This is a genomic window from Acinetobacter yuyunsongii, assembly GCF_041021915.1.
Classification (GTDB): Bacteria; Pseudomonadota; Gammaproteobacteria; order Pseudomonadales; family Moraxellaceae; genus Acinetobacter.
The window spans coordinates 1,015,632-1,029,965 of record NZ_CP157435.1 but is presented as its reverse complement, the minus strand read 5'-3'; the positions used below and the strand labels follow the sequence as shown (position 1 = coordinate 1,029,965).

The window sequence follows — 14,334 nt, the reverse complement described above, 5'->3', positions numbered from 1 at the left end:
ATTCATAGGTAAACTTGATTATGCAACAGATGTGGACCGACATTGATGACTATATCAATTCACATTTAATTCCCACAGACCCAAGACTTCAACATGCATTAGACAACACCGATACTCAGGGGTTTTCTAATCATTTGGCTGTTGCGCCTAATCAAGGCATGTTTTTGCAAATGTTGATTCAGATGAACCAATGCAAACGAGTACTGGAACTGGGAACGTTTGGTGCCTACAGTACTATTTGGCTTGCAAAAGCATTACCTGAAGATGGCTATCTACTCACGGTAGAAGGTCGAGATACTCACGTCATTATTGCTCAGGAAAATATCGATTTTGCCAAGATGCCAACCAATATCGAGCTCAAGAAAGGTCGTGGTGCAGATATTATGAAGCAACTCATTGCTGAAGGCAGTGAACCCTTTGATTTGATTTTCATTGATGCCGATAAACAAAGTTATCGTGAATACTTTGAATTAAGCTTAAAGCTTTCTCACTCAGGTACGATTATTGTACTTGATAACGTCATTCGTGCAGGTGCGATCTTAGATGAGAATAATAAGAAGCCTAGTATTGAAGGCATTCGTGAAGCATTCTCAGCATTAAAAGATCATCCTCAACTGCTCTCTTGCACTGCTCTACAAACAGTAGGATCTAAAGGGCATGATGGTTTTGCAATTGCAATCGTAAAATAGAGATCAAAAAACAATCTAAAATTTTTAATTATTTAATATCAATAACTTATATTTATCCACAATGCTTTTCCATATAGTTATCCACAGTAATTGCGGATAACTATATGGAAGAAAATGAATCACTTAGCTACGAGTAAGGGAACATTGGCATTTCGGAAGATCGTTGTAGTAATACTGCCTAAGAAAAATTGATGAATTTTACTATGGCTAAAAGCACCTAAAACAATGAGTTGAATATCATGTTCTCTTTGATATTCAAGAATATTTTGGGCAACATCCCCGTATCGATAAATGGGTATAACATCTAAACCCACATCTTTTAAATATTTTTCTGGCTCTGCCAGCATTTCTGGGTGATCACCGACATAAAGTAAATGACATTGTAACTTTTTCAATAAATCACTTTGTGCTATACGTTGCAGCATTTTTTGACAGGTCGGTGAATACTCATAAGCGAAAATAAAACGTTTCGGTGGTTCAAAATGCTCTCCCACAGTAATCACTGTACAGTTTGCACCACGAATAAAGTTTTCCACGTTACTGCCAATTGGCTTATTCTTCTCGGCCGCCCGTTCACCCACACGCCCGATAATGACAACATCATTCTCTTTTAAAATATTAAAGCTCTGTTCAAGAAAATCGCCTTTTTCCTGAATCTTGGTACTGGTTAAACCATATTGTTTTTCGATCAGCTCAGAAATATGTTTCAGTAAGTTATTACTGTAGTCGAGTGCGAGTTCACTTTGCTTTTGCTCAAGCTCAGCCAGCTCCTTGAGCAACATGGCATTACTTTCAAAACCAATGACACCGCTGATTTCACCTAAATGATAGCTTGCTGGATAATAGTCCAGAATTTGCAACAATACTAATTCTCTTTGCGTTTGCTTCGCCACCCATGCGGCTGCTTCAGCAACAGCATCAATACAGGGTGAAGAATCAATACATGCAATGACACGGTTCATGTTCGCCTCTCTTTAGGTTTAACACCTTAGGTCTTCTACTTGTTTTTAATTTATCACAGATCAAAGTATGGTGGGTTAAATTTATGTATAGAATCTCATGAGCTTTTAATTGATTTTATTCAGTACGATAACGAATCAATCTAGCTGGATTACCTGCCACAATTGCAAAATCTTCTATATTTTTAGTGACCATACTATTCATCCCCACAACCGCATGATGTCCAATTTTCACGCCATCTTTTATACCAACATGAGCACCTAACCATACATCTCGCCCAATCTCAATTCCTTTGGAGCTAACAGCTTGTTGGTATATTGGTCGGTCTAAATCCATTCCATGATCGAAGGCATATAAATGGCTATAGGCCGCGATGCGAACCTGATCATGCAGCTTAATGCCTGCACGTCCGCCATCTAAAATACAGTGGTGATTGATCGCCACTTCACTGCCAATCTGCAACGGCCCATGCAAGGTACAATCTGCCGCAATAAAGGTATTGTCACCAATGCTAATCTTTCGCCCACGCTCTGCAAAAATATGCGCTAAAGGGGAAATAAAACAATTTTTGCCAATCTCTATTGTTTCCATTTCCATCAAATAAGCTTGATATTCAGCCTGCCATACATCTGCCCACTCTCGATGTTTAGGCTTAAGTGACCAGTACAACCAAGGCATATAATTCAAACGATGCTTATGTTGTTCTCGATACTTTAATAAAGGATCAGTTGTCATCTTCTTGTTCCTCTATCACCTTAAGCGATTCACGTCCACGTGTCACATCTTGGAGCTTATGCCTTAAAGGCTCAATTTGATGTACTTGTAATCGTGCTTCAATAAGAACACCTGTTTCAGTGTAACTTTCTTGATATTCAATCTGTTGTTGCATCAACTCATATTGAATAATTGCCCATTCATTAAACAGGCAGGCAAACTGTATTGCTTTTTTCTCAATTAGCTCAATTTTCTCAGCCAATAGCAAACACTGTCCAGCACAGCCACCATAAGCCCGTACCAGTCCACCTGTGCCCAGCTTGATTCCGCCATACCAACGGTTGACCATGACAATCACATTGGTTAAATGATTGCCCTCTATGGTTGCCAGAATAGGACGACCTGCTGTTCCAGAGGGTTCACCATCATCATTAAAGCGTACATGGTGTCCTATCTTCCATGCCCAGCATTGATGAGTGGTTGATGTATCTTTAGTCTGGTCTAAAAAGGCCTTGACCTGTTGTTCATTTTCAACAACCGCAGCAATCGCCTGAAAACGACTTTTTTTAATTTCTTCTTCAAAAGTAACCGTATGGGCAATGGTGAATGGCATAAAAATCTAAATAAAAGCAAAAAAGAAATTATATCAATTTTTGTAGCTGAGAGAGCTATCTCACAAAGTCTATCGTTCTACTATAAGACAAAGATCTCATCACTAAAGTTATCTTTAACTCGTTGTCCTGCACATAACACAGAATACACCATACAATTTAACTGGTCTTTTGAACCTTGTAATTGGGCTGAAAAATAATCTGACAAATTACAATCTCCATCTGAAATCATTAAAATATCGGCTTTTTGATAATTTTTTTCAGCTTTTATAATGTCTACTGCTCGTTTTAAAGGGGTTTCAAAATCCGTACCACCATTAAATCCCTGTTGGAGAAATTGCAATAAATCTGCTAGAGATTCTGCGCCCAACATTTGAAATTCTTTTAACTCACCACTTGAACCAAATAAAATCACATGCAAGGAACGTTGCTCCTGTTTTAAAATATTGGCAATGGCGAATAATAATGCTTTGGCTTTGAGTAGTGGTTCACCCTGCATACTGCCCGAAGTATCTAAACAAGCCACCACTGGATCTGTACGTTTATGTTGTTGCTCTATTTCTTCACCATTGATAAACGTTATCCCTTGCAATTCATAGGTTAATAGATTCTGTTCAAGTAAACGAGCATAAAATAATGTTTCCAGTGTTTCATCCTCAAGATTAATCAATTCGCTTGGGAGTAATCGCATCACATCATCGCTACGATGCGTACCATGTACTTCGCTTTTACTGGCGGTTGGGATTTTATTTTGTTTCTTTTTTTCTTCCGAAATATAATTACGTCCCATTTTTCGGGCTAAGTCTTTAATCACGCTATTATTTTGTAGTTGCTTGGCTAAAGCAGTAAAATCAATTTTACAGTCTTGTAATTGTTGATAGCTAAATTGTGCATCGGGACACGTTGCCAAAAAGCCTTTGACTTGTTCATATTTATCAGAAATATTTTGTAGATTCTGTTGAAACCCCTGTAATTTATTTAAAATGTCTTTAGGGATATTTTCGTCAGAAATTTCCTGTTGATATTCCTTTGTTTGTTCCAGTTCTTGCTGTAACTGTTCAATATATTCAGGCGTTAAAGGCTGATGTTTATATTGACGTTCAATATCTTGCCAATCGGGTTCAGGTTGTTTTGGTTCTTTTTGATTATCCTCTTGCCAATCCCATAATAACCATTTTCGGGCATTGATTTTATGATTAGCCGTTTTCTTTAATAATAGAAGATTGGTTGGTAATTCGGTCACTAAATCAGTGAATCCAACGATCGAATTAAGCCAATAACTTTCCTGTGAATAATTGACACATTTTTGCGAAAAGCTATGACAGTTTTTAAACACTAAGCCATAAAAGCCACGGTCACCGACATGATTCATCGCACCACCGCAAACATCAAAATCGCCTACTGGTTTACCGTTTTTATCACAAGACACATAGATTTTTTTACCTAATAAACTTCGGTCGGTAAAATCCCGTGCATTACTTAAACGGACAGTACTTTCGCCTTTTAGCAAGCTATCAACGATAATATTAGAAATCTGTCCACCACCAACATAAATCCCAGAATGTTCAACCACAGCATAGAGATTTGAATAGAGTACACTACCCTCAACAGGTTCAACTTTTGAGCGAAAATTATCATCGACAAAATATTTAAGGGGTTTTAAAAAGGGTTGAAAGAGCTTTGTCGCTAAAAAACCTAACATAATCGACAACCTTTTATAGCCAAATATTCGCTTGTAATTGTTGCGTGATTAAAGAGATTTTATTTGCTTTAAGTTCGGGTTGTTTTGTGGTTTTATCTGCTATTAATGGACGTAGTGTAGGATGATCTTTTTGTGTATCCCATTGCCAAATATTTTCAAAATCCCAACCTAAATGATCTTCAAAATATTTTTGGTTAAAAAATGCAGCAGGAACAGTTAAACCATCTTTACCATTGGCATCGGATGTTCCATTATTACTATCTATAGATATATTGTTTGTTAAAGTAGTATCTGAATAATTATCAATAAATCTAGTTTTAGTATAAGCATTAATTTTACCCAAAGCATTATTTAAAATAGAGCTATTATTACTCTGACAAACTAATCCATAAAAATTAAGATTAGCGATATTTCCTTGAACAAAGCAATTTTCTATTTTACTTTCATCAGTAACTCTGTATGAAACTCCCCAATAGTCGCTCGGCTTATCTAATAGAACCAAACAATTTAAAATCAGTGTATTAAAAACCTGTTGCCATAATAAGGGAGAACGAGTATAACATTGCTGTATTTTTGAATTTCTAGCATAAATTGCAAAACTATTTTTTGTATAACTACCCAAAATTTCACTATCTGCTATATTTTTTGCAAGCAATACGCCCTCAATAGATATATTCGTTATTTTTGAATCTTGGACATTAATAAAGATTGAATAAATATTACCTTGTGTATTTGAAAAATTATCATGATGAATAAAATTATCTTTAAACTTAATTAAAAAACCATTGCCGTTATAGTTACCTTTAAAATCTATATCAAACCATTGTGTTAAAGCAGAACCATAAATATCAGCCGTTTGTAAGAAATAGTAGCCTTGCTGTCCGACTTCTGGTTTTTGTAAACCTGCCAAGTCCTGTATCGTTTCAATTAAAATTGGGTCATGTTCTGTACCACTGCCTTTATAACCTTTAATCACTGAATTTAATGATGCAGATTGATATGGTTTTGGGCTGTTTTGTTGTTTGATTTTTTGGCGTTTTAAAGCATCCTGCTTTAATCGAGATGAAGATTCAATAGAAGAACTATTATCATTATAAACAGAAAATTTACCAATAGCCTTACGAACTATATCTAAAACTTTTTCTGCATGATCAGGGTGATTCCAAAGATAATCTTTAAGTAACATTACATCAGAAAAATCAACTTCTTTGCGTCCATTGGTTAAAGCAGAAATTCGTAAAATATGCAAAACTTTGACAAAACGCCGATCTGACAATACCTCATCTTTATTTTCTTTAAATTCTTCCTTAAATTTCTTCCAAATATCTTGAATTGCTTGCTGTACTTCATCAGGAAAAATCACCGCTTTGGCTTTTTCTCTAATATCATTTAACTCAGTTACAGTGAGTTGATATTTTGCTTGAATCTGTTCTCTTTGCGGTAAATTAAACAATAGGCTTATATTCTGTTCATCAATATAATCCACAAATTTACGTACTAAAAAACGATCATATAAAGCCGACAATTCATCCTGACCAATCGGTAATTCATTCGATGCCGCAATCAAAGCATGTAAAGGGATATCCTCAATACTTGTACCATTATGATATTTACGTTCATTTAAAATCGTCAGTAAAGCATTCAGAATGGAGGAACTAGCTTTAAAAATTTCATCTAAAAATGCCACTTGTACAGTTGGTAAATAACCAGCAGTTTTACGATGGAAACGATCTTGTTTTAAATCTGTTAACGATAAAGGCCCAAAAATTTCCTCTGGTGTAGAGAACTTGGTCAGTAAGTATTCAAAATAATTAGATTTTTCATTTTCAGGTGTAAGGGGTTCAGCAACGCGGCGAGCCAGCATACTTTTACCCGTGCCTGGAGGGCCAATCAGTAAAATATTTTCCCCTGCAATCAAAGTTAATAATGCAGACTTCATGACGTCTTCACGACCAATAAAACCTGTATTGAGTTGTTTAAGTAATCCTGCAATTTTTTCTTTCATTTTTATGTACAACATATTGAAATTTAATTCGTTTTTGCAGTGTAGCATTGGATATGGACAGATTGTGTCCCAACTTCATTTGATTTTTTATTGTAACGACTTAAGCGGTTAAAATTAAATCAATCATTTTTCCCTATAAACTTGTTCACCTATATTCGACGTAAAAAAAATACCCTCGAAATTAAATAGCTATCCAATCTTGAGGGTATGATCCACTTTATTTACAACTCAATATAATCAACGCTCCCGCAATGCTTCCTTGGCTTTGTTAAATGGTTTAAGCAGGTAATCCAGAACTGTTTTCTGTCCAGTGCGGATATCCACGGTTGCCACCATACCAGGGGTAATGCTAAAGGCTGTGCCAGCTTTGTTATGTAAGCGGTCAGATTCCGTACGAATGTAAACACGATAATAAAATTGATCCTGCTTTACTTCATCACGAATCGTATCGGGTGAAATCACCGTTACTTTACCTTTTAAGCCACCATAAATTGAATAATCATAAGCTGTGATTTTTACCAATGCTTCTTGTCCTGGACGAATAAATGCAATATCTCTTGGAGAAATACGCGCCTCAATTAATAGCTTATCTTCCAATGGGACAATCGTCATTAATTTACCATTTTGAGGAATGACACCACCCAATGTCGTTACATCAATTTCTTTTACCACACCTCTGACAGGCGCTTTAAAAACAGCCCGCTGTAAACTGTCATTTCGGCCTTTCACCACCTGTTGCTGGGTTTGAATATCGGTATTTGCCTTGGAAAGTTCCTCACGTGCCTTTACATAATATTCATTGCGGGTGTCATTGATTTTATTTTGTAAATCGTTTGCCTCACGTTTTAAACGTAAAACTTCAACTTCACTTGCCGCACCTTTGGCAACTAGAGGTGCTGTCATTGCCAGCTCCTGCTGTACCAGTTTCAGTGCCTGTTGGTTGCCTGCAATCGACTCTTCAAGATTGGCACGGCGTGAACGATAAAGTGCAGTTTCTTCCTGTACCAGTTTAGGTTCTTTCAGCACCTCTTCAGGAAAAGCCAGTGGGGTTCCGTTCACTTCCGCACGCAGGCGTGCAGCAGTGGCCTGTGCAGAGGTCAGCAAGGATTGGGACTCTCCTACATTTGAAGCAAGGCGTGTTGGGTCTAGCTGGGCAAGTACCTGCCCCTTTTCAACCACATCTCCTTCCTTAACCTCAAGCTTGGTTAAGATACCGCCTTCAAGAGATTGAATGATCTGTTCCTTGGAAGATGGAATCACTTTCCCCATACCTGTTGAAACCTCTTCCAAATTAAACAACCACGCCCAAATTAGAAGTACAAGTAAACCGATGCCTACAATCCATATAACAAAGCTAGAACGCGGTAAACTTGGTTCTTTATAGGTAACATTCATGGGACGGCTATTGGCTTGTTCTAGTTCACTCATGAATTATCCCCTTGCTTAAATTGTTTTTGTTGTAAAGTAGATTGGTTTAATACTTGTTCACGGGGTCCATCCATTACCACTTTGCCATCATTCATGACAATAATACGATCAACCAATTCTAAAACAGCACGGCGATGAGTCGCCACCACCAAAGTTCGGTGAGAAAGCCAACCTTTTAAATGATCAATCAATTGTTTCTCAGCAACATCATCAATTGCAGCTGTAGGTTCATCTAAAAGTAAAATATTAGGTTCACGAATCAGCAGTCTTGCCAATAATAATGCCTGTCGTTGTCCTCCAGAAAACCCAACGCCCTCTTCTAAAACTAAATGATCTAAACCCTCTTTTTTCTCTTGTACAAAGCTTAAAGCGCCCGTAACTTTTAAGGCTTTTAAAATATCTTCATCACGTGCCAACGGCGCACCAAGCGTTAAATTCTCACGAATTGTTCCATAGAATAAATGCGCATTTTGATTCAATAAACCCATATCCCGACGCACATCAGCGGGATCAATTAAACTAATATCCAAGCCATCTAAATGAACCGAGCCATTGGTAGGAAACTGCATCGCTGAAAGAATTTGCAATAGGGTGGATTTACCCGCACCGTTACGGCCTAAAATCGCAATCCGCTCACCTGCCCGTATTTTGAGTTGCTGAATGGCCAGACTTGGTCGTGGGTCATCTTCAGAGTACTGAAACACCACATTCTTGAGTTCATAATCACCATGTAAGGCTTCCTTATGCACCAAGTGGGCATGGTCCGCCTGATCAACGGGTTTCTTCATCAACTCATCAAGACTTTTCTTGGCCACTTTTGCCTGCTGGAGACGACCCAATATACCTGTCACCTGTGAAATTGGAGCCAGCATACGTGAGGAAAGAATGGAACAGGCCACCAAGGCACCCGTTGTCATTTCCCCAGCCATCACGGCAAAACAGCCGACCAGCACTACAATTGCATAGGTCAGCCCCTGAATTTTCTGTGTCCAGGCCATCAATACACCCACAATCTTGCGTTGCTGCATACTGATGTCGGCAGACACCTCATTCATGTGATTCCACTGATTCTGGAAACGGGACTCTGCGCGTAGTAACTTAATATCCTCAATTCCCTGTACAGCCTCCACCAGAATGGCATTACGGATTGAAGATTCCCGCATTCCTTCCTGCGCAAGTTTAGCCAATTTTTTTTGCACTAAAATACCAGGCAAGATCATTAACGGCACCACCACCAACATCACCCAAAACAGGTTGCCACCAATCAGTGCAAAAATAACCAGAAACAGGAAGAAGAATGGCAGGTCTGCGATGGCTCCCATGGTGGTTGAGGTGACCAGCTCACGAACACCCTCCAACTCACGAATCTGGGAAATAAAGGTGCCTGTAGACTTGGAACGCTCACTGTTCTTGATTCTGAGCGCATGGCCAAAGACCTGATCTGAGATACGCAAATCGGCACGTTTTCCAATAATATCTGACAAATAAACACGCGAAACACGGAGAACAAATTCAAAAATTGCTGCAATGAATACTCCACCCGCAAGTACCCAAAGTGTTGGAATAGATTGCGATGGAACGACCCGATCATATACTTGCATAGAGAAAATGATGGTAGCTAATGCCAGAATATTAGCCATAAGAGAGGCAAACATTATATCAATATAACGCTTCCAATCTTGTAATACAATTGACCAAAACCAGCTCGCTTCATAAGGCTTAATGTATTCATCGATACGTGCATCTGGTACTGATTTTTCTGGTCGAAGGATATAAACACCTTTAACAATATGTTTAAGTGCTCCAACAGCAAATTTTTGCGATAGCCCTTGATCACCACTTAATTGAACACTGACATTACCTTCTGTATCAGCCTTATCAACAACACCAACTTGACCATCATTCAGTTCAACAATCACGGGCAAACGCCATGGATTGACCACATCATCACTAAACTTAACTTTGCGTAAATGAAGACCAACTTGTCGACACATTAATAATAGAATTTCATCTAAATTTTGATTTTGATTCCAATCAAGTTGCAAACGTACACGTTCTTCAGACGGTTCTATACGATAATGCTTTGCAATCATTAATACCGCTTGCAACCACGGTTGATAATTTATTTTTGTCATCATGGCTGAACTTCAAACCCCTGAATTTGTATATTATTTAAGTCGTAGGCTTGACGCGAACGCCCTGTGGTTGCTATGTATTGCGCAATACTGCTATAAATATCGTAACGTGCACTTTCTAACTCAGAATTTGCGCCGTGAATTGCCTGTTCAGCATTTAATAAATCTACAAGTGATCGTGTACCTAATTTATATTGTTCTTGATAAAGTTCTTTTGTTCTCACGGTTGTCGCTTGACGGCTCTTGAGAACTTGCATTTGTCTTTGCTTATTTTCAATTTGTTCCCGACTCGTCCGAATCTGGTCAAGTATTTGTAGATAGACTGCATTGACTTGAGCTTTAGCAGCCTCTTCGGCAAAGCTAGCCGCTTTAATTTGTGAGGATGTTGCGCCACCTTGATAAAATTGACTGGTCGCTTCCAACATAATGGCGCTATCGAAACCTCCCTCTTTATCATTATTTGGGTTTCGACCATGCAAAGCCTGACTCAATTCACCTTTCACAGATAATGTAGGATATCGACTTAATTGTGTTTGCTGTTTCTGCGAACGAGCAACGTCAATTCCTGCTTGTGCAGCAATCATTTGAGGAATGATGTTAAATTGTGGGGCTGAATATAAGTCTGACTGTTGAACTAAATCATCTGGAATCGCCCATTGCACGTTATTTACATCAAACCCAAGTAAAGTATTTAAATGCTGCTGGTATTGGGCAAGTAAAGATTGCTGTGCAATTAAAGCAGACTGAGCAGACTGTAAATAAGACTGGGCTTGTACTGGGTCCGCTTGGCTGCTAATTCCTGCATTTGCTCTTAAATTTGCCATTTCTTGAATCCGCCGAATTCCAGAAATTTGTTGATTCGCAATCTGAATAAGCTTCTGATAACGTTGTATATTAATTATCGTTTGAGCGACATCTAATGAAATATCATCAATTTTAATAAGCACTTTTGCTTGTTCTAATGAAAGTTTTGCCTGTTCCGTGTTGACACCTGATTTCACTTTTCCAAAGTCAAAAAGCATTTGTGTCGCATTCAATGCAAGAATCTGTTGTCCACGAGCTGATTTTTTTGTCAAATCTCCAGTGTTAACGCCCCCAGTAATCTGTGGATAGTAGCCCGCTTTTGCAACATCAATATTTGCATTTTGTGCTGCTAAAGTCGCGAGTGTTTGGGAAATTTCTGGATTTCTCTGCACCACTACTTTTACCGCATCTTTTAAAACTTTCAGGTGGCTTTGCCAAAAAGCACTTGGAATTGTATCAATCGCATGACTAGCACTAACTACAGGTAATTCAACACTAGAAGAATTAAACGAAAAATTGCTTAGTCTCTGCATATTGGCAATTTTAAAGTCTTCATTACTTTTTGGTGCAAACAGCTGCGACAAATTATTTTTTAAAGTATGGTACTGTTCACGGGGTGTCTCAGCATGCGTAATCGGTACCGATAAAAGTACTATAGAAAATAGCCACTTAATATCTACATATATTTTCCATGTTCTACTATTGACGATTATATCTTTCTTTATGCTCATATTCTTTTCATATTATTATCATTTAAAAGCACAATCATTCTACTCACTTTTTCCACTCTGTACACGACAAATTTCATAGGTCCCTTGTCCTATCAGGTTTTCTCTTTCTTAAAATTGCTAGCACTTTCTTAAATTCTAGGACTTACGCACTATCATTTATAGATTCTCTGTGGTAGCAGATGATTTTTATCGAGAATAAAGTCATGAATGAAGTCTTTGATGATTGGTCTAAATAATTTCTTCTGCCAACGATATACATTTTCAAAGATCCGCTCAAACTGGTTCTTTTGTATCTCGACGTAGGCCATTAAGGCTGAAAAAATATGATTCAAAATCAGTTTAGATCGTCTTACTTGAAACTTTTCAATATGACAAACCTGTTTAATCACCCGGTGATATTGTTCTATTTTCCAATGAGTTGAATGTAATTCATGAAAACCCTCAAAGGACAATAAATCATCTTCATCTTGATGCACAATATAAAACATCTGCTGTTCTTTTAACTGAGTCTTAAATAATTGTACAAAGCCAAAATCTTTGAGCCAGACCACTTGACCCTGATGGAAATCTGGCAATAAACGCAGTTGAAACCATTGTCCTTTTTCTGGGGAAACCTTACGGTTACAGTCGATACCAAACATAAATCGAATACCATATTTTCTTATGGTTTTTAGATTTCCAGTCGAAGAGAGAGATGGATCCGGAAATTTGAACAACTCCTATAAGTGATATTCTGCTCCTCAAATGATGTTATAAACATCAATATATGGAGTATTTTATGGCGCGTAGACCAAGAAGAAATCATTCAAACGACTTTAAGGCTAAGGTAGCACTTGCTGCGATCAACGCAGAAAAAACACTTGCTGAATTGAGTTCTGAGTTTGATGTTCATCAAAACCAAATTATTGACTGGAAAAATCAATTAATCTCAGCTTCCTCGCAAGCTTTCGATCAATCAAAAGCTCCATCAGAACTCCCATTGATCTTAAAAAGTTACATGCAAAAATCGGTGAGCAGGCACTTTGTACACGACAAAAAAAGACAACTCATTGAAATAATGGCATAATACTTGTTTTCTGACGACGAATATGATGACACATTTCAATGAGTTATATCTCATCTTAAACAAATATCTAAAGTGGAACAAGTCACATGTAAAATGTTTTACACTGATTATGCTGGCATTAATTGTAAAACAGACATGCAACCTTTCTTCTGCATCTAAAGCCTTACCCATCACGTGCTTACCACAATCATTTTATCGACGTATACAACGCTTCTTTGCAGATCAGTACTTCGATTATCGTCAAATTTCTCAGTTAATTTTCAATATATTTTCATTCGATAAAGTCCAATTAACTTTGGATAGAACTAACTGGAAATGGGGAAAACGAGATATCAATATCTTGATGTTAGCCATCGTCTATCGTGGAATAGCGATACCTATTGTTTGGACATTGCTCAATAAACGTGGAAATTCAGATACAAAAGAGCGTATTGCTTTGATTCAACGCTTTATCTCCATTTTTGGTAAAGATCGTATTGTGAATGTGTTCGCAGACAGAGAATTTATCGGTGAGAAATGGTTTACATGGTGAATTGAAAATGACATTAACTTCTGTATACGTGTTAAAAAAACTTTATTTTGAACAATCACTTAGCCAGGAATCATAAAATTAGTGATTTATTTCGTCATCTTCAAGTTGGTCAAACTGAATGTCGTAAACGACGTATTTGGGTTGGTCGAGTGAAACTGTATATTAGTGCGTTACGATTAGAAGATGGAGAACTTTTACTTGTTGTTTCTCCTATGTTTAATGCTTCTGCTATTCGTGATTATGCATTACGCTGGGAAATCGAAACCTTATTTAGTTGTCTCAAAGGACGTGGATTCAATCTTGAAAATACTCGTTTAACAGACCCTAGACGAGTCAAGAAATTGATAGCAGTGCTAGCGATCGGTTTCTGTTGGTGCTATTTAACAGGTGAATGGCAACATGATCGAAAAAAAGCGATAAAAATAAAGAAGCATGGACGACTTTCAGTAAGTTTATTTCGATACGGTTTGGACTATGTTCAAATGGCTATTCTACGTTTGATTGGTTTTGGAAAAAAAGAAGAATTTAAGAAAGTGCTCGCAATTTTAAGAAAGAAAAAGCCTGATAGGACAAGGGCCCTATGAAATTTGTCGTGTACAGAGATTATTTTTATTTCCCACAAAAGTCCAAAACTCATCAACTTCAAGAGACTCATAATGACTTTGTTTAGGCTGAATTTGGTAGGTCGATTCGGTTAAAGTACGTAAAACTTTACCGATACTGATTCGCTCAACTTCAGCGATATCTCGTATACCACTACCTCTGACCATCAACTGTAATATTTTTCCAGTAATGCCTGAATTACATCCTAGATAGCTCAGAGCATGGTCACCAATAAACTGACGTTTACAGTCTTTGCACTGATAGTTTTGTTTCCCATCTACTTTGATGCCATTTTTCTTTATACTGTCACCGAGGCAGGTTGGACATTTGATTTCTAGAGTTATTCGCATTTCT

9 protein-coding genes and 4 pseudogenes are annotated in these 14,334 nt (G+C 37.6%); 3 read left to right on the top strand and 10 right to left on the bottom strand.

Annotated elements, in window-relative coordinates; translation table 11 throughout:
• The first annotated feature begins 20 nt into the window (after positions 1-20).
• A complete protein-coding gene (locus ABLB98_RS04930) occupies positions 21-689 on the top strand; it encodes an O-methyltransferase (RefSeq protein WP_005157533.1) in 669 nt (222 codons plus the stop codon).
• 119 nt (positions 690-808) lie between these two features.
• On the opposite strand, the gene ABLB98_RS04925 is transcribed toward ABLB98_RS04930, so the two are convergent.
• The 9 genes and pseudogenes from ABLB98_RS04925 to ABLB98_RS04885 form a co-directional block, all read right to left on the bottom strand.
• Positions 809-1,651 carry a universal stress protein gene (locus ABLB98_RS04925; RefSeq protein ID WP_087546763.1) on the bottom strand — a complete coding sequence of 281 codons (843 nt, stop codon included), beginning with the start codon at positions 1,649-1,651 and terminating at the stop codon, positions 809-811.
• A 115-nt stretch (positions 1,652-1,766) separates the two neighbouring features.
• Complete coding sequence (locus tag ABLB98_RS04920) at positions 1,767-2,384, bottom strand: DapH/DapD/GlmU-related protein (RefSeq protein WP_348883195.1); 618 nt, start codon at positions 2,382-2,384, stop codon at positions 1,767-1,769.
• On the bottom strand, positions 2,374-2,976 hold the full coding sequence (locus ABLB98_RS04915) for a YigZ family protein (protein ID WP_348883194.1): 603 nt from the start codon (positions 2,974-2,976) through the stop codon (positions 2,374-2,376). Before ABLB98_RS04915 ends, ABLB98_RS04920 begins: the two co-directional genes overlap by 11 nt.
• A gap of 80 nt (positions 2,977-3,056) precedes the next feature.
• Entirely contained in the window at positions 3,057-4,676 is a 1,620-nt protein-coding gene (locus ABLB98_RS04910; protein ID WP_348883192.1) for a VWA domain-containing protein, read from the bottom strand.
• 13 nt (positions 4,677-4,689) lie between these two features.
• A complete protein-coding gene (locus ABLB98_RS04905) occupies positions 4,690-6,681 on the bottom strand; it encodes an AAA family ATPase (RefSeq protein ID WP_348883191.1) in 1,992 nt (663 codons plus the stop codon).
• A gap of 237 nt (positions 6,682-6,918) precedes the next feature.
• Positions 6,919-8,109, bottom strand: coding sequence for an HlyD family type I secretion periplasmic adaptor subunit (locus tag ABLB98_RS04900; RefSeq protein WP_348883190.1), 1,191 nt, complete (start codon positions 8,107-8,109; stop codon positions 6,919-6,921).
• Positions 8,106-10,247, bottom strand: a complete 2,142-nt coding sequence (locus tag ABLB98_RS04895; protein ID WP_348883188.1) for a type I secretion system permease/ATPase — start codon at positions 10,245-10,247, stop codon at positions 8,106-8,108. Before ABLB98_RS04895 ends, ABLB98_RS04900 begins: the two co-directional genes overlap by 4 nt.
• Positions 10,244-11,779 (bottom strand): TolC family protein, encoded by a 1,536-nt coding sequence (locus ABLB98_RS04890; protein ID WP_249571150.1) that lies wholly within the window; start codon positions 11,777-11,779, stop codon positions 10,244-10,246. The genes ABLB98_RS04895 and ABLB98_RS04890 overlap by 4 nt, the downstream gene beginning before the upstream one ends.
• A gap of 152 nt (positions 11,780-11,931) precedes the next feature.
• Positions 11,932-12,468: pseudogene (locus ABLB98_RS04885) on the bottom strand (transposase); the annotation flags it as partial.
• 77 nt (positions 12,469-12,545) lie between these two features.
• On the opposite strand from ABLB98_RS04885, the pseudogene ABLB98_RS04880 reads away from it, so the two are divergent.
• Positions 12,546-12,884: pseudogene (locus ABLB98_RS04880) on the top strand (transposase); the annotation flags it as partial.
• Positions 12,871-13,961: pseudogene (locus tag ABLB98_RS04875) on the top strand (IS4 family transposase). The pseudogenes ABLB98_RS04880 and ABLB98_RS04875, both read left to right, overlap by 14 nt.
• A gap of 18 nt (positions 13,962-13,979) precedes the next feature.
• Here ABLB98_RS04875 and ABLB98_RS04870 read toward each other — a convergent pair.
• A pseudogene (locus tag ABLB98_RS04870) lies at positions 13,980-14,330 on the bottom strand (IS1 family transposase); the annotation flags it as partial.
• Positions 14,331-14,334: the final 4 nt, after the last annotated feature.

Excerpts from the sequence above, each read along its gene's own strand:
- ABLB98_RS04905 (WP_348883191.1), bottom strand. The coding sequence starts at position 6,681 with ATGAAAGAAAAAATTGCAGGATTACTTAAACAACTCAATACAGGTTTT.
- ABLB98_RS04890 (WP_249571150.1), bottom strand. The coding sequence starts at position 11,779 with ATGAGCATAAAGAAAGATATAATCGTCAATAGTAGAACATGGAAAATA.
- ABLB98_RS04920 (WP_348883195.1), bottom strand. The coding sequence starts at position 2,384 with ATGACAACTGATCCTTTATTAAAGTATCGAGAACAACATAAGCATCGT.
- ABLB98_RS04925 (WP_087546763.1), bottom strand. The coding sequence starts at position 1,651 with ATGAACCGTGTCATTGCATGTATTGATTCTTCACCCTGTATTGATGCT.
- ABLB98_RS04915 (WP_348883194.1), bottom strand. The coding sequence starts at position 2,976 with ATGCCATTCACCATTGCCCATACGGTTACTTTTGAAGAAGAAATTAAA.
- ABLB98_RS04895 (WP_348883188.1), bottom strand. The coding sequence starts at position 10,247 with ATGATGACAAAAATAAATTATCAACCGTGGTTGCAAGCGGTATTAATG.
- ABLB98_RS04930 (WP_005157533.1), top strand. The coding sequence starts at position 21 with ATGCAACAGATGTGGACCGACATTGATGACTATATCAATTCACATTTA.
- ABLB98_RS04910 (WP_348883192.1), bottom strand. The coding sequence starts at position 4,676 with ATGTTAGGTTTTTTAGCGACAAAGCTCTTTCAACCCTTTTTAAAACCC.
- ABLB98_RS04900 (WP_348883190.1), bottom strand. The coding sequence starts at position 8,109 with ATGAGTGAACTAGAACAAGCCAATAGCCGTCCCATGAATGTTACCTAT.